The organism is Mycolicibacter algericus DSM 45454 (genome assembly GCF_002086455.1).
Taxonomy (GTDB): domain Bacteria; phylum Actinomycetota; class Actinomycetes; order Mycobacteriales; family Mycobacteriaceae; genus Mycobacterium; species Mycobacterium algericum.
This window is the reverse complement of sequence record NZ_MVHC01000005.1, coordinates 195934-218675: the sequence shown is the minus strand read 5'-3', so window position 1 is coordinate 218675 and position 22742 is coordinate 195934. Positions and strand designations below refer to the sequence as shown.

The following is a 22742-nucleotide window of genomic DNA, read 5'->3' as shown; positions in this document are numbered from 1 at the left end:
ACCGCCATGGCCTTCAATATGGATTTCGGTGCTCTGCCGCCGGAGATCAACTCGGCGAGAATGTACAGCGGGCCCGGTGGCGGTCCGCTGCTGGCAGCGGCCGACGCCTGGACGCAACTGGCCCGCGAACTGAACACCACGGCCGCCTCCTACCGGTGCGCCATAGCCGAACTGGCGACCGACGGCTGGCGGGGCCCGGCGTCTGCGGCGATGGCGGGCGCGGCGGGCCATTACGTGGACTGGCTACACGCGACCGCCGGGCAAGCCGAGCAGACGGCCGTCCAGGCCAGGGCCGCGGCGGCGGCATTCCAGACGGCGTGGACGGCCACCGTGTCACCGTCGCTGATCGCGGCCAACCGGCTGCGGCTGACCACATTGATCGCCACCAATTTCTTCGGCCAGAACAGCCCGGCGATCGCCGCCACCGAAGCGGATTACGAGCAGATGTGGGCTCGGGACGCCGTCGCGATGCACAGCTACGCCGCGTCGGCATCGAGCGCGGCAACGCTGACACCGTTCGGTACTCCGCCGACCGTGACGGCACCGGTCGCCGCGGCGCAGCCGGCGGCACCGCTGGACCCGCCCACGCTGCTCTCGATCGCATTGGATGTTCCGTCGCTGACCAGCGCGGCGGCATCGACGACGAGTTCGTCGTTCTCCGGGATCGCCATCCAGACCACCAACCATGCGCTGGCGGTCAATGCGGTGCGAGACGAGCAACAGGGCATCGGGCCGTTCATCGCGGGTGCACTCGCGTCACCGGTTCCCGGAACGGCAAGCATTGCCGCTGCGCCGGTTTCGGCTTTGGCCGGCCGGGCGAGTCTGGCCGGCGGGTTGTCGGTGCCGCAGGGCTGGGCAGCTGCGGAGGCGACGAATGCCGCTGCGGCGGGCCCCCGGCTCGCCACCGCAGCACCAGCGGCGCCGTCGGCGTTATCACCCGGGGCATTCGGTGAGGCCATGATGGGCGCCCTGGCCGGGCGCGGCGTCAACAACGCGGCAACCAGGGCGCGACGCTCCAGCGTCATTCCCCGGTCCCCGGCGGCCGGCTGAGTCACGCCCAGATGGCGTGCGCCACAACGCTACCGACGTAGTAGGCGCCGAGCCCGCAACTCAACGTCAGCACCAGGTTGGCCAGCGCGTAAAGCCGTGCGCCGGCGCCGGCCAGCTGCAGGGTCTCGTAGGAGAAGGTCGAATACGTGGTCAGCGCCCCGCACAGGCCGGTGCCGATCAGCAGATGCAGCCGGCCGTCGCCGACCGCACCGGTGAGCGCTCCCAGGATGAGGCTGCCCAGCACGTTGGCCGTGAACGTGCCCCACGGGAATACGGTGTTGTGGCGGACTTGGACGAATCGGTCGGTCAGGTACCGCAGCGGCGCTCCCACCGACGCGCCCGCGATGACCAGCAGCCAGGTCACGTGCGGTCGGCGGGTCGACCGACGTGCCGGACGACCTCGACTTCGTCGAGCAGGATCAGGCCCTCGGTGACCAGCTCGTCGAGTTGCGGCAAGAAGGCGCGGATCCGCTCCTCGGTGTCGACGACGATGACCGATACCGGCAGATCCTCCGACAGCGACAGCAGCCGGGTGGTGTGGATCGCCGAGGACGCACCGTAACCCTCCACGCCGCGAAACACCGTCGCACCGGCCAGACCGGCCCGGCGAGCCCGGTGCACGATCTCACTGAACAACGGCTTGCGATGCCAGGTGTCGCTTTCGCCGACGAACACCGTCAGGCGCAGCGCGGATCCGCTGAGCTGGGTCATGATGTCCTCCTGATGATCAGACGTCTGGTCAGGGCCGCCGCGGTCCAGGCGGTGATCAGCGCCAGCACCGGAGTGGTGATCAGATAACCCAGTGCCCGCACCGGATGACCGGCTGCGGCGAGGGTGTCGACATCCCCGGCGAACGTGGAGAACGTGGTGTAGCCGCCCAGCACCCCGGTACCCAGCAGCGGGCGCAGCAGCCGGTGCCCCACCCACAGCTCGGTGATCGCCACCATCAGCGCTCCCATCAGCGCGCACCCGCTCACGTTGACAGCCAGGGTGGCCCACGGGAACCCGTCAGCCGGAGTGGGCCAGGCCAGTTCGATGCCGTAACGGGCGGATGCTCCGATGGCGCCGCCGAGAGCGACGACGGCGACCACCGGCGTCTGTTCGCGGATTGCCCAAGACCGCCGGTGCCGGACGAACAAATCAGAACCGGCGGTCATGTCCTACCTCCAACCCCGCGCGCAATTCACGTGGTAGAAGCCATTAGCCGGGGCGGCGGTTATGGCGAGCTTCATCGCCGCGCTCAACTATAACCACCGGTCGAACGGTGCGCGGCCCTGATTCGGGCTATCCGCCGTGCTCAGCGGCCTCCCGGGTGATCTGCTCGAACTGGGCCGCCATGGCCTCGGCCAGCGCGGTGGCCGCCGACAGCGGCCGCACCATCACCATGAAGTCGTCGATCTTGCCGTCGGCGTCGAGATGCAGGAAATCGCAACCGGTGAGCCGCTTGCCGGCCACCGACGCCTCGAACAGCAGGGCGTGATCGCGGCCCGCCGGGTCGCCGATCTCGCGGACGTAGCGGAAGTCTTCGAAGACCCGCAGCACCGCGCGCAAGATCGCCGCGGTGATCGGCTTGCCCGCATACGGCTTGAACGCCACCGGACTGGTGAACACGACGTCGTCGGCCAGTTGTGCCGCCATGGCCGCGGCGTCGCGGGCCTCGACGGCTTGCCGGAAAGGGTGCATGCGAGCCTCCGCGGTCCATGTTGCCTTCGGTGCACTACACCGTAGCCGCAGCAACGAGCGACGCCGTCACGGCAGCCTCGGGTCGCAGCGGCTGCACGCTGGCCATCGAGCGAGTCGCCTCGGTGTCGCGGTCCGGCGCAAGCGAGCCGCCCCGCCCGGAACGCAGCAGGTGGGGTGCCGCTGCGATCGCCAGCACCGCCGCGCCGGTCGACCCCAGGGCCTGCGACCAGCCCACCGGGCCCACCGGGGTGCAACCCAGCAGCTGGCTGATGCCGGGGAGGCTGATCATCGCCGCGAACGTCGCGAACGAGCCGGCGGCGGTGAGCAACACCAACGGTGCGTGGGAATCGACCAGTGTCTGAGCCAGCTCGGTGGTGACCAGCGTGATCAATGCGACGGTGGCGGCGCGCTGCGGGCGTCCGGTCAGCGAGGCCATCGCCCAGGCCGCGCTGGCAGCCGCCCCGGTGATCGCGCCGCGGACTGCGACGGCACGCATCAGCTTGCGTTCGTCGATGCCGTGCACGACGCGGCCGGCCGGCCCGGCGGGAGTGCTCACCGCCACAGAAGTGGCCGGCAGCGCGTCGGTGAGCATGTTCATCAGCAGCAGCTGGCGGTTGTTCAGCGGCGAGCTCCCGGTCAGGGCGCTGCCGACGACACCGAAGATCACCTCGCCGACGTTGCCGCCGAGCAGCCCGGTCACCGCCAGCTGCACCCCACGCCACAGTCGCCGGCCCTCGTCGACGGCGTCGGCCAACGCTCCGATGCGGCCGTCGGTCAGCACGATGTCGGCGGTGGTGTGCGCCGAGTCGCTGCCGCGGGCCACCACGCCGAGACCGACGCTGGCGGCCCGGATCGCCGCCGCGTCGTTGGCCCCGTCACCGACCATGGCGCAGACCCGACCGCTGCGTTCGAGGGTCTGCACGACCTGCACTTTGTTCTCCGGCGACATCCGGGCGAAGATCACTCGCCGCGCCACCGCGCGTTCCTGGTCCTTGCGCGACAGCGCATTCCATTCCGAGCCGGTGATCACCTGCGCAGCGGTGACCGGCATTCCGAGTTCGGCGGCGATCACAGTAGCGGTGACGGGGTGATCACCGGTGATCAGCCGGACCCCTACGCCCCGCTCGGCGAGGTCGGCGAGCAGTTGTGGCGCCTCGGCGCGTGGCGTGTCGGAGATACCGAGGAACCCGATCAGGCTCAACCCGCTGCGGCATAGACCGGTGATCGCGTCGGGATCGTCACGCAGCGACTGCGCCTGCGCGGCGGTCAGCCGGCGCTGCGCCACCGCGATCACCCGCAGACCGCCGGCAGCCAACGCGGCAACCGGGTTGCCGACATCCGGTCCGAGCCTCTTACAGGCGGCCAGTACGACTTCCGGGGCACCCTTGACGACCAGCTCCCGGCCCGATACCGACGCCGAGAACGCCCGGCCGGAGCGGAACGGCAGATGTGCGTCCGGAGCCGACCATCGTTGGCCGGCAATGTCGGCGGCCGCTTCGATGACGGCCTGGTCAGTGGCATGGGCATGCAGGGCGCCCTCGGCGGTCGGCGCGGCGTTAGCCGCGCACCGCAGCACGTCGTCGTCGGTGTTCCCGGCCACCGGATGCACCCGGGTCACGCGCAGCCGGTTTTCACTCAAGGTTCCGGTCTTGTCGAAACACACCACCTCGACGCGGCCGAGCGCCTCCACCGCCCGGGGTATGCGGACCAGCGCACCGGATCCGCTGAGGCGCTGGGACGAGGCGTGCTGGGCCAGGGTCGCCATCAACGGCATCCCCTCGGGCACCGCCGCAACCGCCACCGCGATCGCATTGCCCAGCGCCTGGCGAAGGCCCCCACCGCGCAGCAGGCCGAGCACGCCCACCAGCAGCCCGCCGGCGGCGCTGGCGGGGAAGGCGCGGCTCATGAGCTGACTGAGCTGGTGTTGCAGGCCGACGACGGGCAGCTCCCCGGCGGCCAGTTCCGCGGCGCGGCGCGCCTGGGTGTCGGCGCCGACCGCGGTGACCAGGGCGACCGCGGTGCCCGCGACGACCGTCGTGCCGGCGTAGAGCATGCAGCGCCGATCCGCGAGTTCGGCGCCCGGTGTCGCCGCGGTCTGCTTGTCCACCGTCAACGACTCACCGGTCAGACTGGATTCGTCGACTTCGAGGTCGGTGGTCTCGATCAGTCGGGCGTCGGCGGGCACGACCTCATTGCTGCGGACCTCGATCAGGGCGCCGGGCAGCAGCCGATCCGCGTCGATCTCGCCGTAGCCGCCGTCCTCGAGGATCCGGGCGGGCGGGGCTTGTTGCGCCAGCAGGCGATTCAGCCGGTTCTCGGCCTGCAGCTGCTGCGCGGCCGCCAGCATGCAATTGCCGATCAACACCGTGCTGACCAGCATCGCGTCTACCGGTGAGCCGAGCATCGCGGTGGCCGCCGACGACAGCGCCAGCACCGGCATCAACGGATCGGACAGCTCGGCGCGCACCGCCTTGACGAACTGCCACGCCATGGCGGGCGGCTGCTCGGCGAGTTCGGTTGCGGCCCGGGCCAGGTCGGGCGGCGGCAGGATGGCGCGAACCTCGTCGATGGACATCGTGTGCCACTCATAGGCCGGCGCGGGTCGCGGCGCTGGTGTCCGGGCCACCCCGCGGGCCAGCAGGTATCCCGAAACCAGGCCGGCGGCCGCCCCGGCGGTGACCGGCCCGGGACCCCTGCCCCGGCCGGCCCGCACCCCCGGAACCATGAGCACCGCACCGAGGGCGGTGGCGCCGGTGGACAGCGAAATGCCCCGTTCGGTGGCTGCCCGCGCCGCCGGCAGCGCATGCAGCACCCGCCAGGCGCCGGCCAGATCCGCCAGCAGCAGATCGGCGGCGAACGGCGGTGCGGTGGAGGCGGCATCGGGCATGACTCCAAGGCCGACATCGGCCGAGGCCAGCGCCTGCGCGGCGGTCGACGACAGCACCGCGACGGTGCGCCCGTCCTGCTGCAGACCGGCCAACGCGGCTGCCAGCGCATCATCGAAGGCCCCGTGGCGGGCCGGTGCCAGGTCATCGAACGCCGGGCGCAGCTCACCCAGCTCGGCAACGTCGAGGGTGATCAATTGCGCTCCGGATGCCCGCGCCTCGGCCAGCAGTGCTGTCGTCAGCGGGTGGCGTGCGCCGCCGGGGTAGAGCACCCGAGGATCGATGAGGACCGCGTCGACCCGGTCGAGTCGGCGCAGCCCCTCCGGACGCAACGGCAGTGCCGCATGCTGCTCGACCAGCGCTCGGCTCAGGGTCGCCGTGAACGCTTCGGTGGTGGTGCGCAGGGCCTTGGGCCCGGCCACCACCGCCGCGGTCGCGGCCACCGTGGCGCTGCGGCTGAAAACACCCGCCAGACCGGCGCCGATCAACTGCACGAACGCCATCCGGTTGCCGTAGCGATCGGCGGCTCCCTCCGGCAGGGGCACCGGTCGTGCGGGCAGTTGGACCTCCGCCTGCTCGGCGTGCCGGGCCAGGTGCGGCTCGTGGCGGACCCAGGCCTGCGCTCCGGCCTGGTTCTCGGCGGCTTTGATGCCCTGCAACGCCAGATCCACCGCCAGCGCCGCCGGCGACAGCGTGGCGATGCGCGCACCGGTCGAGACCAGCGACAGCACCGTGTGGGCCGGTCCGGTACCGATCCGGTCGATCAGTTGGCGGCGCAGCCACGGCTGGTAATTCACCAGGGCCGCTGCGGCGTCGACGGCGACCGGCGCCTGTGGTAACCGCAACGCCCATCCGGCGAGCGCGATGGCCAGCCCGGCGGCGTTGACGCCGACCATCGCGCCGCGGGCGGCCAGCAGCAAGCCGTCGCCGGGCAGGGCGGCCGGCGCCGGGGCAGCCGGGGTGCCGGCGGCGGCAGGATTGTCGTCCCCGCGGCAACGCCGTTCGGTCGCTGCGACCAAGCGGCACAGGTCATTCAGTGAGGCCCGGTCGCCGTCGGCCGAAAGCTCCACCACGACCCGCGACAGCGGGAGGTTCAGTCTCGCCGACAGCACACCCGGCTGGGCGCCCAGCGCGTCGAGCACGTGGCGCCCGAGTTCTCCGGTACCGGACAGTCCGCGCACCTCGATCCACGCGCGGTCCTCGCCGCTCCAACAACGTCGGGTCAGCGATGCCGTCTCGCCGGACCGCAACCGGCCGGCTTCGCGAACCGGCACCGAGGCGACCTGCAGGCCGGCCGATGCGATGACGCCGACCGCCTCGGTGGCGGCCGAGGCGCCGCGGACCGTCGCGTCGACGAGTGCGGTGGTCGCCTGAATCCCCAAGGCGACCGGGCGTAGTAGCAAGGATGTCCGGATCAAGTCGACAACAACCAATCGTGTGATCTGACGGTGGGCTCCGAGCGGCCCGGGCACTGCAACCCGCGGCAGCAACCGCCCAATACTGTCGACACTTTGATGTTTACGCAACTATGCGAATGTGTTGTTTGCCGAAGCCTGCCATGGGTGTTGGGCCAAAATGAATGCCGCCATGGCAAAACATGAAGAACGGCAACCCGAAGACATGACTTCCGCCAGCCGATCCCAAGAACCGACCCGGCCGCAGCTCGCCTCGGCGGCCAGCACGTTCGCGCTGCTCAGCAGCCCCGCGCGGCTACACGTGCTCTGGCTGGCAGCGCAGGGCGCCTATGACGTCACGACCTTGGCGGGACGAGCCGGCATCAACGTCGCCACCATGAGCCAGCATTTGACCAAGCTGCGACTGGCCGGATTGATTCACGCCCGCCGCGAGGGACGCCACCACATCTACACCGTCGACGACCCGCACATCCTGACGATGCTCCAGCAGATCTTCGCCCACATCGCACCGGACGGCACCCTCGCGCCGGACCCGCCGCTGGGACCACGCGACGATCGGTGATCCAGGCCACATGCGACGCACAGCGTGTTACCGGCCACAGACAAAAGTCCCTAATTGTGGTGACCGGCAACACTTTTCAATTTTTTACATATGCCCGCTGTATAACGTCTGGGTCCATGAGAGACCCTGTGCTGCTACTGCCCGTCGTCGCCGGAATCCTCGGAACGCTCGTCTTCGCCTTCCTGGTCTTGGAGGTCGTGTTTCACATCGGCTGAGCCCCGCGGCCACCGGTCGCGCCCAGACCGGCACCACTAACCGGCGCGCCACACCCGCAACGCGGCGGCGATCATCGGGATCTGCAGCGGCAGCCGCGCGGTCATCGCAGCCTTCAGCCAGGGCTTGTCCCCGAATAGCCGCACACAGTTGACGTTCGCCGGGAACACCGCGACGAACAGGGCGGCCGCGGCAAGTCCGGCCCCGCGGCGGGTACGCGGCGACAGCAGCAGTGCCCCGATCACCGCCTCACCCAGCCCAGAGGCATGGGTGTAGACACGCGGGTTGCCCGGCAGTTCAGCCGGGATGATCGCGTCGAACGGCTTCGGCCAGACGAAATGAGCCATACCCATACCGAGCAGCAACCCGGCGAGGCCGCGGGCAACAGTCCCGACAGCCGGTCCTGATGATGAGGCGGTCACGGTGCGATCGTAGCGAGTCAGCTTGGCTCAGCGCCGAAAAGCACGGCCTCCATCAGGGTATGAACCCGGGCCCGTTGCTCATCGGTGTCGTCGAAGTTGACCAGGCGGCCGATATCGACGACGAGGGCGAGCGCCGCATGGACCCGAAACACCGCTTCGGTCTCTGCTGACCCGACCTGCCCGAGCAGGTGGGCCCACTCGTTGACGTTCTGCCGTTGCAACGCCCGAAGATGGGTCTGGTCGCGCTCGGGCAGGTTGGCGAACTCGGCGAAGTAGATGTTGATCAAGTCGGGCGCGGCGAACGACAGCGCGGTGTAACGCTCGGCGATGCGGGTGGCCGCCTCGCGCGGATCGCTCGACTCGGCCAGCGCATCGGTGATCGCCAGCAACACCCGATCACTGGCACGCTGTAACGCGGCGACCAGCAGTGCGGCCTTGCTCGGGTAGTAGCGGTAGGCGCTGGAACCCTGCAAGCCGGCCGCGGTGCCGATCTCCTCGATGCTGGCCTCGTAGAAGCCGCGCTGCCCGAACACCCGAATGGCTTCGGTGAGCAGTCGTTCGCGTTTGGACGTGCTCGGCAGTCCCCGCTCGGATCGCCGCGGCATGGGACCGCCCGGCGCAGCGGGCAAGTCTGTGCTGGTCAGCACCGACCAGCACAGCTCAGCCAGCAAAGACTGCAGCGGCGCGGCGGCCAGGCGGGTCCGGTGCGCCGAGATGCTGCCGATGACGCTCAACGCCGCGGCGGCCAATGTCACGGTGTCGACGGCGTTGAGCCCCGGACGCAGCGCGGCCAACGGTTCGGCCAGCGCGGCGTTCAGCGCGTCGTAGCTGCCCCGGATGCGCCCGCGATCCGCCGGTTGCAGGTAGCGCCGTTCCCACCGGTAGAACGCGCCCTCGCGCCGCATCCCGATAGTGGCCTCGATCAGCGCCTCGATGATCGCGCGCAACCGGTCCTGCGGCGGCTTGTCCGGCTCGTCGGCTCGCTGCGCCGCGGTCACCAGCGCCTGCGCGGTGTACTCGGCGGTCGCGACGAGCAGCGCGTACTTGTTGGTGAAATGCCGGTACAGCGCCGGTCCGGAGATGCCGACCTCGGCGGCGATCTCGTCGACGCCCACCGCGTGATAGCCGCGGTCACTGAAGGCGCGCGCCGCGGCCCGAACGATCTGCACCTTGCGGTCCTTGGGGCGGCGCCGCACCGCGGTGGTGGCCGCGGATCCCCCGCCGGTGGTCACTGATCGCCCCCTCGTGTTGACAGTCCCGTACGATCCCCATAAGTTAACCCCAATTTACATTTTCGTCCACAGAGGAAGTGACGTGTTGCAGGCCCCGAAACTCACCGCCACCCGCGACGGCCGGATACTGCGCGTGACGCTCACCAACCCCGAGCGGCTCAACGCGATCGACTACGCGACGATGGCCGCCCTCGGCGACGTGTTCGCCGGAGCGGCCGCGGACCCCGAGGTGCGGGTCATCGTCATCACCGGTGAAGGCAAGGCGTTCTGCACCGGCGCCGACCTGTCGGCCACGGCCGGTGGAGTCACGCCCGACGAGGTGATGGATTGCGCCGGCCGCCTGGTCACCTTGATCGCCGAAACCCCGGTGCCGGTGATCGCGCGGATCAACGGACCTACCGCCGGCGTCGGAGTGGGTATCGCCCTGGCCGCCGACCTGATCTACGCCACCGAGCGCGCCTATTTCCTGCTGTCGTTCACCAACATCGGTCTGATGCCCGACGGCGGCACCACCGCCCTGGTCGCCGCCGCCGGCGGACGGGCGCTGGCCAACGAGATGGCCCTGCTCGGCGGGCGACTGCCCGCGACCGCTGCCAGGGATGCCGGGCTGATCAACGCGGTGCTGCCCGACGCGGAACTGGACGCGCGGGTCCAGGAGGCCGCCGAGAAGCTGGCCCACGGACCGCGTCGCGCGCTGGAATTGACCAAGCAAGCACTCAACGCCACCAACCTCGCATCCCTCGAGGCCGCGCTGGCCCGCGAGAAGGCCGGTCAGGTGGAGCTGCTGGGCTCACCGGACTTCCTCGAAGGCGCCACCGCGATGCTGCAGAAAAGAAAGGCGGTGTTCGCCGAATGACCGCACAACCGTTGCGTTCCCGCCGCAACCACTGGGTGAACCAGGTCGCGATCCACGCCGAGATGCGCCCCGACGCCGTCGCCTTTCGCTGCCGCGGCACCGACACCAGCTGGCGCCAACTGCACGATAGGTCGGAACGTCTCGCGGCGGCACTGTTCCGCCGTGGCATCTCCTTCGGTGACCGCGTCCTGATCGTGATGCTCAACCACACCGAGTACGTCGAGGCGGTGTTGGCGATCAACGCTCTGGGCGCCATCGCCGTTCCGGTCAATTTCCGTCTCACCGATCCCGAGATCAGCTACATCGTCTCCGACAGCGGCGCCAAGGGCGTCATCACCGACCAGCTGCTCGCGCCGCTGATCGACGCGGTCCGCAAGAACACCACCGGACTTGACGTGGCCGTCGTGCTGGGCGATGAATACGAAGCGCTGATCACCGAAGCCGGAGAACCACATCCGGGCCTCGATATCCCCGAGGACACCCCGGCGTTGATCATGTACACCTCGGGCACCACGGGAAGCCCCAAGGGCGCCATCCTGTCCCATTCGAATCTGCAGGCTCAATCGCTGACCTGCATCCAGGCGCTGCAGACCAGCCAGGACAGCGTCTATTTCTGCGCCGCACCGATGTTCCACATCGCCGGCCTGGGCAGCATCGCTCCCAACCTGGTGATGGGCACCAAGACGGTGATTCACCCGCTGGGTGCGTTCAACGCCGCCGAGACCCTCGACGCCTGGGAGAGCGAGCGCGCCACGTCGGTGTTCCTGGTACCGGCACAGTGGCAGCTGATCTGCGCGGACCCGACAGTGCGGCAACGGGATCTGGCCCTGGAGGTGATCAGCTGGGGCGCCGCACCCGCATCGGACACCGTGCTGCGGGCGATGGCGGAGACGTTCCCCGATGCGCTCAACGTCGCGGTGTTCGGCCAGACCGAGATGTCGCCGATCACCTGTGTCCTCGACGGGAAGGACGCCATCCGCAAGCTCGGCTCGGTCGGCAAGGTGATCCCGACCATCGCTGCCCGGGTCGTCGACGAGAACATGAATGATGTGGCCCCCGGCGAGATCGGCGAGATCGTCTACCGCGGACCGACATTGATGCAGGGCTACTGGAACAAGCCGGAGGCGACCGCCGAGGCGTTCGCCGGCGGCTGGTTCCACTCCGGTGACCTGGTGCGCGTCGACGAGGAGGGCTTCGTCTACGTCGTCGACCGCAAGAAGGACATGATCATCTCCGGCGGCGAGAACATCTACTGCGCCGAGGTGGAGAACGCGCTGTTCGAGCACCCGCAGATCCGGGAGGCGGCCGTGATCGGGCGAGCCGACGACAAATGGGGCGAGGTCCCGGTGGCCGTTGTGGCAGTGGCGGCTGAGTCGCAGTCACTGACACTGGGCGACCTGGAGCCCTTCCTCAACGAGCGGCTCGCCCGCTACAAGCACCCCAAGGAACTCGTGCTGGTCGACGAGTTGCCCCGCAATGCCAGCGGCAAGGTGGTCAAACCGCAGCTGCGCAAGACGTACGGCTAGGAGTGACAGTGGATCTCAATTGGTCGGCCGAGGAAGCGGCATTCCGCGACGAGGTTCGCGCGTTTCTCTCCGAACACCTGACCCCGGAGCTGCGTCGCGCCGGAACCCTGATGACAAGTGTGTACGCCGACCACGAGGCGAGCATGGCCTGGCAGGCGATCCTGCACGAACGCGGTTGGGCCGCACCGGCGTGGCCGGTCGAATACGGCGGCTGCGACTGGACGCCGTTGCAGCACTACATCTTCAGCCGCGAATGCGCGCTGGCGGGTGCACCGGCGCTTTCCCCGATGGGCATCAGGATGGTGGCGCACGCGATCATCGGCTTCGGCACCGCCGAGCAGAAGGACTGGTTCCTGCCGCGGATTCTCACCGGCGAGGTGTTCTTCTGCCAGGGCTACTCCGAGCCGGAGTCCGGCTCGGACCTGGCCTCGCTGTCCATGGCCGCAGTCGACGACGGTGATGATCTCGTCTGTACCGGCAGCAAGATCTGGACCACCCACGCCACCGAGGCCAACTGGATCTTCTGCCTGGTCCGCACGTCGCGCACCGGCAAGAAGCAGGAAGGCATCACCTTCCTGCTCATCGACATGACGACACCGGGTATCGAGATCCGCCCGCTGGTGATGACCTCCGGCGAGGAGGTGCAGAACCAGGTGTTCTTCGACGAAGTGCGGGTGCCGAAGGCCAACGTGCTGGGGCGGATCGACGACGGCTGGACCGTCGCGAAGTACCTGCTCAACTTCGAGCGGGGCGGGGCGATGGCCCCGATGCTGCAGGTGTGGGCCGACGCGGTGGCCGACCAGGCCGCCGGGCAGCCGGGTCCGGACGGCACCCCGCTTACCGACGATCCGGCGTTTCGGCTGCGACTGGCCGATGTCCGGATCCGCACCGACATCCTGGAGATCCTGGAGTTCCGCACCATCGCCGCGCTGGCCAAGGGCCACGACCCCGGACCCGCGGCCTCGATGCTGAAGATCCTGGGCACCGAACTGAGCCAGACGATCACCGAACTGGCGCTGGAGGCCGCCGGTCCGCGTGGCCGCATCTATCAGCCGCACGCCACCATGCCCGGCGGGCCGGTCCCCGACTTCGTCCCGCCGGAGAACGGCTACGTCGGTGGCCAGCCGTGGCAGGCGGTGGCTCCGCTGCGCTACTTCAACGACCGCGCCGGCTCGATCTACGCGGGCAGCAACGAGATTCAACGCAACATTCTGGCCAAGGCAGCATTGGGGTTATAGATGGACTTCTCGTTCACCGACGAACAGGAACTGCTGCGCACCACGGTCGGCAAGTTCCTCGCTGACCGCTACGATTTGGAGCGCAGCCGCGCTGCGGCCAAGACGGGCGCCGGCTGGCAGCCGAACATCTGGCGCGCCTTCGCCGACGATCTGGGCATCCTCGGCGCGACCCTGCCCGAGAGCACCGGCGGGCTGGGCGGCGGGCCCATCGAGCTGATGATCATCACCGAGGCGCTTGGGCATGCGCTGGTCATCGAGCCGTTCGTCGAGACCGTCGTGCTCGCCGGTGGCTTGTTGCAGCGCGCGGGCGGCCCGCAGGCCGAAGCATTGCTGACGCGGATCGCGGCCGGAGACGCGGTCGTCGCGGTGGCCGTAGAGGAACCCGCCTCGGCCGGGACCTGGCATGACGTGACCACCACGGCGCGCCGCGACGGCGATCACTGGGTGCTCGACGGCGCCAAGATCGCGGTGTCGTCGGGACCGCTGGCCAGCCATCTGCTGGTGACCGCCCGGACGTCGGGTGCACAGCGGGACACCATCGGTATCTCGCTGTTCCTGCTCGACCTGGACCAGACGAGTGTGGCCATGGAGCCGTTGCGCACCATCGACGACCGCCGAGCCGCCGACCTGACATTCGACGGTCTGCGGCTGTCCGCCGACGCGCTGCTGGGCGCCGAGGGCCGAGCATGGCCGGCGCTGGAGCAGACCGCCGACGAGGCCACCGCGGCGATCGTGTCCGAGGCGGTGGGCTGCCTGCGACGGGTGCTGGCCGACACCGTCGACTACACCAAGCAGCGTCAGCAGTTCGGCCAGCCCATCTCCTCGTTCCAGGTGTTGCAGCACCGCATGGTGGACATGTACTTAGAGGTCGAACAGGCCGTCGCCGCGCAGTACCTGGCGATCATGAAGCTCGGCGCGGAACCGGCGGAGCGGGCCCGGGCGGTGTCGGCGGCGAAGGCCACCGTGGCGCGCGCCGCCCGGTTCGTCGGGCAGAGCGCGGTGCAGACCCACGGTGCGATGGGCATGACCGAGGAGTTGGCGCTCGGCCACTACTTCAAGCGGCTGACCGCGATCGAATACCAATTCGGTTCCCGCGACCGGCACCTGGCCCGGTATGCGGGCCTGACCGCGGTCGGCTGACCGCGTCGTCGCTGCCGGTAGCGTCGAGACATGGGTCTGGTTTTCTCCAGCACGGTGGCGGCGCCGCAAGCGGAAGTGTTCGCCTGGCATGAGCGGCCGGGGGCGTTCACCCGGTTGAGCGCGCCGTGGCAGCGGATGCGGCTGATCGCCGAGGCCGGCTCGGTGCGCGACGGCACGGCCGTACTGGCCCTTCCGGGCGGGCTTCGCTGGATCGCCGAACACCAGGCGGCCGGCTATGACCCGCCTCGACGGTTCGTCGATGAGCTCGGTGGTCATGGCTTGGCGTCGCTGCCGACCCGGTTGGCGATGCGGTGGCGGCACACCCATGAGTTCGACGATCTCGGCGAGGGTGTAACGCGGATGACCGACGTGATCGACACCCCGATACCCGGGTCGATGCTCCGACCGATGTTCGTCTATCGGCATCGGCAACTGGCCGACGACATCGCCGCCCATCGCCGCGCCGGACAACACGGCCTGGGGCCGATCACGGTGGCCGTCACCGGGTCATCCGGTCTCGTCGGCTCGGCCCTGACCGCGTTCTTGAGCACCGGGGGCCATCGGGTGATCCGGTTGGTGCGACGTCCCGCGGGCAGTTCCGATGAGCGGCAATGGGATCCCGAGAACCCAGATCCCGAGCTGTTGGCCGGCGTCGATGCGGTGATTCATCTGGCCGGGGCTTCGATCGCGGGCCGCTTCACCGCCGGGCACCGGCGGGCGATCCGTGACAGCCGGATCGGACCGACCCGACGGCTCGCCGAGTTGGTCGCCGGGGGCACCGACGGACCGACCACACTGGTCTGCGCCTCTGCGGTCGGCTACTACGGTTACGACCGTGGCGACGAGGTGCTGACCGAGGACAGTCAACGCGGGGACGGGTTTCTCGCCGATGTCGTCGCCGACTGGGAGGACGCGCTCGCCCCGGCAGCGCAGTCCGGCAGGCGCGTGGTCCGGGTCCGCACCGGCATTGTGCAATCACCGCGCGGCGGGACGCTGCGACTGCTGCGGCCGCTGTTCTCCGCCGGGCTGGGCGGGCGGCTCGGCGACGGCCGGCAGTGGCTGTCGTGGATCGGGATCGACGACTTGATCGACATCTATCACCGCGCGCTGTGGGACACCGGCCTGTCCGGGGCCGTCAATGCCGTCGCCCCGAACCCGGTGCGCAACAGCGAGTACACCAACACGCTCGGCCGAGTACTACACCGGCCCACGATGCTGCCGGTCCCGCGGCTGGGGCCACGCGTGTTGCTCGGCGACCAGGGCGCACGTGAGCTGGCGTTGGCGAGCCAGCGTGTGCTGCCCGAGCGGCTACGCAATGCCGATCACCGGTTCCGCATGCCCGAACACGAACCGGCGCTCCGGCATCTGCTTGGCCGGGCGGGCTAGGAAACCGCCCGTCCTATCCCGACGGCGTCAGCGGCAACCGCAGTGCGCCGGGAGCGCTGTCGGGCACCGTCGGGTGCTGTGGGAACACCGGCGCAATGCGGCGATACGGCGCCCCGAGCGGTGGACGGGGGTCCGGTTCACCATAGTTGGGCCACAATGCCATGGCCCGTTCGGCTTGCGCGGTGATGGTGAACGACGGGTTGACGCCCAGGTTGGCGGTGATGGCCGAACCGTCGACGACATGCAGACCGGGGTGGCCGAAGACCCGCTGATAGGGGTCGATGACACCGGTTTGCGCGGAGTCGCCGATCGGGCAGCCTCCGATGAAGTGCGCGGTCAGCGGGATGTTGAGGGCGTCGAGGTAGGTGCCGCCGGCGAACCCGCCGACGTGGGCGGCCATACGTCGCGCCACGTCGTGCGCGATCGGAATCCAGTCCGGATTGGGTTCGCCCACACCTTGTTTCGCGGTCATCCGGGTGCCGAACAGGCCACGTTTGCGGTAGGTGGTCAGCGAGTTGTCCAGTGACTGCATCACCAGGATGATGATCGAATGCGACGATGCGTTGCGCGGGAACATGCTGTGCAACATCATTGCCGGGTGGCGTGCGATGGTCAGCATCAGCCGCGCGAAACGCCACGGGCCGCCGTCGACCAGGTGGGTGCCCATCATCGACAGTAGGTTGGACCCCTTGCCGTAGCGGCACACCTCGACGTGGGTGTTGGCCTCGGGGTGGATCGACGAGGTGATCGCCACGCCCTGGGCGAAGTCGTCACGGTCGGGTGCGAACACCACCGGCACCTCTTCGGAATTGGTGCGCGTCAGCTCCCCCAGCCGCGGGGACAGCTGCGGCAGTGATCCGGTGTCGCGCAGCTGGTGCAGCAGCCGCTGGGTGCCCAGTGACGCGGCGGCGAACACCACTTGGCGCGCGGTGAAATCCCGTTTGTGCTTGCGCAGCCACCGGCCGGTGCGAACCGTGCTGACGAGGTAACCGCCGTCGCCGTCCGGGCGCACATCGGTGACCTTGGTCAGCGGATGGATCTGCGCGCCGGCGTGTTCGGCCAAATACAGGTAGTTGGTCTCGGTGGTGTTCTTGGCGTTGTGCGGGCAGCCGGTGAAGCATTGTGCGCAGCCGATGCAGCCGGCGCGCTCCGGTCCGGCGCCGCCGAAGTACGGGTCCGCGACGGTCTTTCCGGGTTCGTCACCGAAGAACACCCCGACGTTGGTCGGGTGGTAGGTGTCGTCGACCCCGAGCTCACGGGCCACCGCCAGCAACACCTCATCGGCGGGGGTGGTGTGCGGGGTGGGCGTTACCCCGAGCATGCGCCGGGCCTGCTCGTAGTACGGCGCGAGTTCGGATTTCCAGTCGGTGATGTGCGCCCACTGCGGATCGGTGTAGAACCGCTCCAACGGCTCGTAGAGGGTGTTGCCGTAGATCAACGATCCCCCGCCGACCCCGACCGCGCTGGCGATGAACGTCTTGCCCAACACGGTCAGCCGCTGCGGGCCGTAGCAGCCCAGTTTCGGCGCCCACATGGCCTTGCGGACGTGCCAGTTGTTGGGCGGGAAGTCGGCGGGCGCCCACCGGCGGCCCATATCCAACACGGCGACCCGGTACCCCTTCTCGGTCAGGCGCAACGCCGCCACACTGCCGCCGAAACCCGAGCCGATCACCACCACGTCGTAGTCGGATGTCATGCGTGGTCCTCGGTGGCGTGTCGGCGTGCGGGGATGAGCAGAAGCACCGACAGCACCAGCAGCAGGCCCAGGCTGACGACGTTCAGTACCGCGTCGCGCGGGCCGTACATGTGCAGCATGCCGAGGTGGTAGATCAAGTGCAGCACATTGAAGACCGACCAGCTGACCGCCGTGATCACGACGACGGGGCGGTTGCGCAGGTAGTACAGCGCCAGGGCGCTGAGCACCGCGAACCCGAAGAACAAGGAGCCGACGTCCTTCACGAAATGCTCGTTATACGGGCCGAGCACCGGCAACCAGTGCATGCCCATGCCGGGAAACGTGCTGTACCAGTTCAGCGGCGCAAAGTATGCCCACCCGCCGAGGCTGATGCCGACGATGGTCAACAAGATGAGGCAAACGCGATGCACGATGAGGTTCATGTGCTCTCCGGGGTGAGGGCGGCCAGCCAGTCAGCATACGTTTGACGGCCCCTGGGGCCGGGTTGTGTCGGCAGCAGTGCGCCGCCGGCCATGGCCTTGCCGGCCGCGCCGGGCACCCGAAGCGGAAGGACGAGCCGGTGCTCACCGCGTCGCCGGATCAACTGCCGGGCCATGTCGACCACCGATTCCACGCGCGGGCCGGCCAGCTCCGGCGCCATCTGCTGGGGTTCCCCGGTGGCGAGGTCCACCAGGTGGGCGGCGACTTCGCTGACGGCGATGGGTTGCGAGCGCATTTTCGGAACCAGCGCGATCGGGCCGGGCAGCTGTGCGAGGACTTGAGCCGCGAATTCGTGGAATTGGGCGGCCCGCAGGATCGTCCACGGAACGGGTCCGGCCTGCACCACTTCTTCCTGGCGCAGCTTGCCCTGGTAGTAGCCGGTGGGCGCCCGGTCGATGCCGATGATCGACAACGCGACGTGGTGGCGAACTCCGTTGCGCTGGGCACCGGCAAGCAGATTCGCCGTGGCGCCGCCGAAGGAGGCCCGCGCCTTCTTTGCGTTCATGGTCGCGAAATCGGTGACGTCGATGACGGCGTCGACGCCGTCGAGCGCGGTATCGATGCCGGTGTTCTGGATCAGGTCGACCCCGTGGGCGCGGGCGAGAATCACCGGTTGGTGCCCCTGGTCGCGGAGTTGGTCGACAACGTGGCGTCCGGTCTTGCCGGTTCCGCCGGCAACCGCGATCTTCATGAGTGGCTCCTTCAGGCCGGGCTGCGATTCTCCGGACGGAAATCGCGTCGCCGGTCAGGATTAACCCTGCCTATTGTTGCCGCCCCGCGGGATTTTGTCTGGAGGATGCCATGACCGACCGCTTCGCCGTGCCGCCCGCCGAGGTGTTGCGGGCACGGGAGAAACTCGTCCTCGACCACTTCCACGACGAGGTGCGCCAGGACTGGGACGACGTGCTGGCCACGTTTCCCCAACCGCACTACGAGATCATTCCCACGCTGACCGTGCACGACGGCGACACCGAGGTCCGCGCCTACTACCGCAACACCCGCATCGCCTTCCCCGACCAGGACCACGAGATCATCGCGCTGCGGCACAGCGCCGACGCGGTGATCGTCGAATTCTGGCTGCTCGGAACACATCTGGGCCCCTTGGGCGGCGTTCCGGCGACCGGGTCGCGGCACCGCACCCGGATGACGGCCTACTTCGTCTTCGACGAGCACGAGAAGCTGATCGCCGAACGGATCTACTTCGACACGCTGTCGATGCTCAAGCAACTCCTCGGCGGGCTCAACCTGCGCGACCCGCGCAACTGGCCGTTGGTGATACGCGGGGTGCGCGGGCTGTTGGCGATGGCGGCCGAGCCCGATCCGCTGCTGGTCAACACCGCGGCGGCGGATCTGGCCGGCTCCGAGTAGCCACAGCCTCACTCGTCGACCACGACGACCATCTTGCCGGTGGCCTCTCCGGCCTCCATGACCCGATGCGCGTCGCGGATCTGATCGAAGGAGAAGACGCGGGCGGGCTTGGCATCCAGGTGACCGTCGCGCACCTTGGCGGCGATGTCCTGCACCGGAACATCTGACAGCGCAAAACCCGGGTCGACTCCTTCACCCCGGAACGCGGTATGGCCAATTCCGGAACGCGCCCATCCACCGCTTGGCGATGGTTATCTGCCGATGCGACGCGCGATGTCCTGAGTATGGCGCTCCAGGCGCGGAAGCAGCCGATCGACCACCTCGTGGGCTGCGGGGCTGTCGATGCTCGCGAGGACAGAACGGAACACATCCGGCGTGGCGGCCACCATGTCTGCAACACGGGTGATTCGCGCCGCAACATCGCTGCCAGCTCGGCGGTGCATGGCCCGTTACGTTCTTCGTACTTGTTTACCGGCATGCGCCCCATGGCCTGCAACGTCTTCGCTTGATTACCTGCGCCTCCGCGCCGCCACCGCGCGGGACCCGCCCCAGGGGACCTGCAGCAACTCGATGCCCAGGGTCAGGCAGCGCCCCTGCGCGGCGGCGACGATCAGATCTTCTTCAATCTCGCCGGGACGGACTTATGCCATGGGGTGCCGACGAATTCGTCGCGGTCTGCGGACGCGGTCAGGTTATTGAGGCGTACCCCGACCTGTTCGCCGTCTTGCGAGACCAGACCGAGCCCGTTCGGCAGGGAGATGTGCCCCTGCCGCATGGTGTCGACCACCGTGACCACGGCTTCGGCCGAGCCACGGCGGGTACTCACCCGCACCCGGTCGCCGGTCGCCAACGACAAGGCGGCGGCGTCGGCCTGGGATACCCGCAACGCGCCTTCGGGATCGCGTTTACGCCAGGCCGGGTCGCGGAAAATCGTGTTGGCGGTGAAGTCGCGGCGCTCCCCGGCAGAGAGCACCAGCGGATAGTCGGGCTCGGCGATGACAGCCTCGTCGTCGCCGAGTTTGCGCACCACATCGAGCAGTTCGGGTACGTCGAGCTGGATGCGCCGACCCCCCAATCGTCGCCAGGACTCGTCGTCTTCGTCGTCGGTGATGACCACCCCGTGCGGGCTGGCGAGGATCGCCTCGAAGAGCCGGTCGCCGGCCATCAGCCCCTCGCCGTAACCGGCGCGGGCAACACCGGCCGGGTTCTCCATCGCGCACATCAGCGACGCCCCCCACAGCACGGCCGCGCCCGCCGCGCCGTCCGGGAGCGTCGGGCCCAGCGTCCGGTAGAGCAGGACCGGGGCCAGTTTGGCCAGCCGTCGGTCAGCGAGCACGCCGAGCATCGCCTGGGCGAAGGCCTCCCGCCCCTGAGCCAACGCCGCCCGCAACGGCGCGTAGTCGGCCTCACCGACGGCCCCGGCCAACTCACACAGCCGGGCGTGGATCTCGGGCTCGGCCAGCTGACCGGCCGGTGCCTCCAGCAGCGGATGGCGCAGATGGAACAGGTTGCGCGGGAACTCGAAGTCGAAGAACGTCGCCTCGTACTTCTCGTACTGGGTCGGCGGCGGCAGGACGTAGTCCGCCTCGCGCGCGGTCTCGGTCATGGCGATGTCGATGACGACCACCAACTCCAGGGCGCGGAACGCCTCCGTCATCCGCACACTGTCTGCGAGCGAGTGCAGCGGGTTGCTGCTCTCGACGATCACCGCACGGAACCGGTCGGGGTGCACGGTGAGGATCTCGTCGGGGATCGAATTGCACGGAATCAGCCCGCTGACGATGGCCGCCCCGCTGACCGGGGTGCGGGGGATGTCGTCGAACGCCAGCCCGCGGTCGCGGGCGATCGGCGCGAGCCCGGAGAATACGTACTGGGTGCCGCGCTTGGCGAAATTACCGGTGAGCAGCCACACCAGTTTCTCCACATAGGAGACCACGGTGGAGTTGCGGTTCATCTGGATTCCGAGGTCCTCCAGCATTGCGACCGACCCGGCCTCAGCGATGCGTCGCGCGGCGGCGCGCACCAGGTCTTCGGGCACGTCGGCGACAGCGCAGTTTTCCGCGACCGACACCTCGCGCATCACCGCTGCGACCTCGGCCAACCCGTCGGTGTGCTCGGCCAGCCAGGCGTGGTCGATCAGATCCTCCTGCACCAGCACCGCCACCATCGCGGTCAGCAGGTGCAGGTCGGTGCCCGGGCGCAGCTGCAGGTGGAAGTCGGCCAGCTCGGCGGTCTGGGTGCGCACCGGGTCGATCACGATCATCGATCGGGACGGATCCTTGCCGATCTCCTTGAGCACCGAGCGGGCTCGGGGGAAGCCGTGGGACTGATAGGGGTTCTTGCCGACGAAGACCGCGACCTCGCAGTGCTCGAAATCGGATCGGTGCGGACGGCCGAGCATCCTGGCAGCAACCCAGAACTCGCCCGTTTTCTCCTGCGCCAGCGCGCTGGAGCGAAAACGCGCGCCATAGGCGGCCATCGTCGCCGGCGCGTAGGCCCCGCCGAGATGGTTCCCCTGGCCGCCTCCGCCGTAGTAGAAGATCGACTCGCCGCCGTGCTCGTCGCGCAGTTGCATGAGCCGCTCGGCGATCTCGGTGAGCGCGGCGTCCCACTCGACCTCCTCGAAGGTGCCGTCTTCTCGGCGCCGAAGCGGCTTGGTGAGCCGATCGTTGCGGCCGTTCTGGTAGGCGTCCAGGCGCAGCGCCTTGTTGCAGGTGTAGCCCGCCGAGGCCGGGTGCGCCTTGTCGCCGCGGATCTTCAGGAACCGTCCGGTATCGGGCTCGACGAGCACCTCGATGCCGCAGTTGCACTCGCACAGGATGCAGGCGCTCGGCTTCAACGTGGGCTCGCGCCCGGTGGTGAGGGTGACTTCGGACATGCATCGCTCCTCGGCAGTTGCATAGTGAAACTGACCCGACAGTAACCCGTCGACGCAGTCGCCACAAGTCAGTCTCACGACGCAACTGATATGCTCAGCGACGTGAAGACGACTTCGTTCGCCAGATGGCCCTGTACCATCGCGCGCACCGCGGACCTGCTCGGCGACGGCTGGACCCTGCTCGTGCTACGCGAGGCCTTTTACGGTGAAACCAGGTTCGACGCGTTCATCGCCTCCCTGGGTATCGCCCGCAACACCCTGACCGACCGGCTGCGGGTACTCGTCGACGCCGGCCTGCTCGAGCGCCGGGAATACCAAACCGAGCCGGTCAGGCATGAATACCTGCTCACCGAATCCGGCCGTGACTTCTTCCCCGTCATGGCCGCGATGAAGACGTGGGGCGACCGGTGGATGAATCACGGCAAAGAACTGCCGGTGATCCTGAGCCATGAGCCGTGCGGCCATGATCTGGAGGCCATCGTGGTGTGCACGCACTGCGGTGCCGCCGTGACGTCCGAGCAAACCCACGCCCACGCAGGTCCAGGATTCCCGGAGCACCTGCTCGACAATCCGCGGATCGCTGCCCGTTTCAACCAGACCGGGCCGTCGCAGGGCTGAACCGACCACCCACCCGAGGGGGTATTGAACTGTCAGCCGGGGATCCCGACGGGCTCACCGAGCCGAACGCCGCCCACCATCGGCGATCCACTAG

21 protein-coding genes and 1 riboswitch are annotated in these 22742 nt (G+C 68.8%); of the genes, 9 read left to right on the top strand and 12 right to left on the bottom strand.

Annotated features, from left to right (window positions below):
* Nucleotides 1-6 precede the first annotated feature (6 nt).
* Nucleotides 7-1050 (top strand): PPE family protein, encoded by a 1044-nt coding sequence (locus BST10_RS07650; RefSeq protein ID WP_371869076.1) that lies wholly within the window; start codon nucleotides 7-9, stop codon nucleotides 1048-1050.
* 1 nt (nucleotide 1051) lies between these two features.
* On the opposite strand, the gene BST10_RS07645 is transcribed toward BST10_RS07650, so the two are convergent.
* From BST10_RS07645 to BST10_RS07625, 5 genes are all read right to left on the bottom strand, one after another.
* Nucleotides 1052-1414: a fluoride efflux transporter FluC gene (locus BST10_RS07645; protein WP_083037294.1), complete on the bottom strand. Its 363-nt coding sequence runs from the start codon at nucleotides 1412-1414 to the stop codon at nucleotides 1052-1054.
* Complete coding sequence (locus BST10_RS07640) at nucleotides 1411-1761, bottom strand: DUF190 domain-containing protein (RefSeq protein WP_083037293.1); 351 nt, start codon at nucleotides 1759-1761, stop codon at nucleotides 1411-1413. Before BST10_RS07640 ends, BST10_RS07645 begins: the two co-directional genes overlap by 4 nt.
* A complete protein-coding gene (locus tag BST10_RS07635) occupies nucleotides 1758-2207 on the bottom strand; it encodes a fluoride efflux transporter FluC (RefSeq protein WP_083037292.1) in 450 nt (149 codons plus the stop codon). Before BST10_RS07635 ends, BST10_RS07640 begins: the two co-directional genes overlap by 4 nt.
* A gap of 27 nt (nucleotides 2208-2234) precedes the next feature.
* Nucleotides 2235-2295: riboswitch (Fluoride riboswitch) on the bottom strand.
* Nucleotides 2296-2334: 39 nt separating this feature from the next.
* Complete coding sequence (locus BST10_RS07630) at nucleotides 2335-2733, bottom strand: nuclear transport factor 2 family protein (protein ID WP_083037291.1); 399 nt, start codon at nucleotides 2731-2733, stop codon at nucleotides 2335-2337.
* 34 nt (nucleotides 2734-2767) lie between these two features.
* On the bottom strand, nucleotides 2768-7000 hold the full coding sequence (locus BST10_RS07625) for a cation-translocating P-type ATPase (RefSeq protein WP_371869075.1): 4233 nt from the start codon (nucleotides 6998-7000) through the stop codon (nucleotides 2768-2770).
* 205 nt (nucleotides 7001-7205) lie between these two features.
* Here BST10_RS07625 and BST10_RS07620 point away from each other — a divergent pair, with 205 nt between their 5' ends.
* Nucleotides 7206-7595, top strand: a complete 390-nt coding sequence (locus tag BST10_RS07620; protein ID WP_083037345.1) for an ArsR/SmtB family transcription factor — start codon at nucleotides 7206-7208, stop codon at nucleotides 7593-7595.
* A gap of 251 nt (nucleotides 7596-7846) precedes the next feature.
* Here BST10_RS07620 and BST10_RS07610 read toward each other — a convergent pair whose 3' ends face one another.
* Nucleotides 7847-8161: a DoxX family protein gene (locus BST10_RS07610; RefSeq protein ID WP_235673699.1), complete on the bottom strand. Its 315-nt coding sequence runs from the start codon at nucleotides 8159-8161 to the stop codon at nucleotides 7847-7849.
* An 86-nt stretch (nucleotides 8162-8247) separates the two neighbouring features.
* Nucleotides 8248-9462, bottom strand: a complete 1215-nt coding sequence (locus BST10_RS07605; RefSeq protein WP_083037288.1) for a TetR/AcrR family transcriptional regulator — start codon at nucleotides 9460-9462, stop codon at nucleotides 8248-8250.
* An 82-nt stretch (nucleotides 9463-9544) separates the two neighbouring features.
* Here BST10_RS07605 and BST10_RS07600 point away from each other — a divergent pair, with 82 nt between their 5' ends.
* Genes BST10_RS07600 through BST10_RS07580 form a run of 5 tightly spaced genes read left to right on the top strand, consistent with a single transcriptional unit; the run spans nucleotide 9545 to nucleotide 15608 of the window.
* Nucleotides 9545-10318, top strand: coding sequence for an enoyl-CoA hydratase (locus BST10_RS07600; RefSeq protein ID WP_083037287.1), 774 nt, complete (start codon nucleotides 9545-9547; stop codon nucleotides 10316-10318).
* Nucleotides 10315-11844: a fatty-acid--CoA ligase FadD5 gene (gene fadD5, locus BST10_RS07595; protein WP_083037286.1), complete on the top strand. Its 1530-nt coding sequence runs from the start codon at nucleotides 10315-10317 to the stop codon at nucleotides 11842-11844. Before BST10_RS07600 ends, fadD5 begins: the two co-directional genes overlap by 4 nt.
* A gap of 8 nt (nucleotides 11845-11852) precedes the next feature.
* A complete protein-coding gene (locus BST10_RS07590) occupies nucleotides 11853-13082 on the top strand; it encodes an acyl-CoA dehydrogenase family protein (RefSeq protein WP_013827794.1) in 1230 nt (409 codons plus the stop codon).
* Nucleotides 13083-14222, top strand: a complete 1140-nt coding sequence (locus BST10_RS07585) for an acyl-CoA dehydrogenase family protein (protein ID WP_013827793.1) — start codon at nucleotides 13083-13085, stop codon at nucleotides 14220-14222.
* Between the two features lie 30 nt (nucleotides 14223-14252).
* Nucleotides 14253-15608: a TIGR01777 family oxidoreductase gene (locus BST10_RS07580; RefSeq protein WP_083037285.1), complete on the top strand. Its 1356-nt coding sequence runs from the start codon at nucleotides 14253-14255 to the stop codon at nucleotides 15606-15608.
* A 13-nt stretch (nucleotides 15609-15621) separates the two neighbouring features.
* On the opposite strand, the gene BST10_RS07575 is transcribed toward BST10_RS07580, so the two are convergent.
* Genes BST10_RS07575 through BST10_RS07565 form a run of 3 tightly spaced genes read right to left on the bottom strand, consistent with a single transcriptional unit; the run spans nucleotide 15622 to nucleotide 18475 of the window.
* Nucleotides 15622-17304: a GMC oxidoreductase gene (locus BST10_RS07575; RefSeq protein ID WP_083037284.1), complete on the bottom strand. Its 1683-nt coding sequence runs from the start codon at nucleotides 17302-17304 to the stop codon at nucleotides 15622-15624.
* Nucleotides 17301-17726: a hypothetical protein gene (locus tag BST10_RS07570; protein WP_083037283.1), complete on the bottom strand. Its 426-nt coding sequence runs from the start codon at nucleotides 17724-17726 to the stop codon at nucleotides 17301-17303. Before BST10_RS07570 ends, BST10_RS07575 begins: the two co-directional genes overlap by 4 nt.
* On the bottom strand, nucleotides 17723-18475 hold the full coding sequence (locus tag BST10_RS07565) for an SDR family oxidoreductase (RefSeq protein ID WP_083037282.1): 753 nt from the start codon (nucleotides 18473-18475) through the stop codon (nucleotides 17723-17725). Before BST10_RS07565 ends, BST10_RS07570 begins: the two co-directional genes overlap by 4 nt.
* A 110-nt stretch (nucleotides 18476-18585) precedes the next feature.
* On the opposite strand from BST10_RS07565, the gene BST10_RS07560 reads away from it, so the two are divergent.
* On the top strand, nucleotides 18586-19152 hold the full coding sequence (locus BST10_RS07560) for an ester cyclase (protein ID WP_083037281.1): 567 nt from the start codon (nucleotides 18586-18588) through the stop codon (nucleotides 19150-19152).
* Between the two features lie 8 nt (nucleotides 19153-19160).
* Here the strand turns inward: BST10_RS07560 and BST10_RS07555 are convergent, their stop codons facing one another.
* Both BST10_RS07555 and BST10_RS07550 read right to left on the bottom strand, forming a co-directional pair.
* Nucleotides 19161-19307, bottom strand: a complete 147-nt coding sequence (locus tag BST10_RS07555) for a zinc-binding dehydrogenase (RefSeq protein WP_235673537.1) — start codon at nucleotides 19305-19307, stop codon at nucleotides 19161-19163.
* A 455-nt stretch (nucleotides 19308-19762) separates the two neighbouring features.
* Entirely contained in the window at nucleotides 19763-22030 is a 2268-nt protein-coding gene (locus tag BST10_RS07550) for a molybdopterin-dependent oxidoreductase (protein WP_083037279.1), read from the bottom strand.
* 102 nt (nucleotides 22031-22132) lie between these two features.
* Here BST10_RS07550 and BST10_RS07545 point away from each other — a divergent pair, with 102 nt between their 5' ends.
* Nucleotides 22133-22648, top strand: a complete 516-nt coding sequence (locus tag BST10_RS07545; protein WP_083037344.1) for a winged helix-turn-helix transcriptional regulator — start codon at nucleotides 22133-22135, stop codon at nucleotides 22646-22648.
* The last annotated feature ends 94 nt before the right edge of the window (nucleotides 22649-22742 follow it).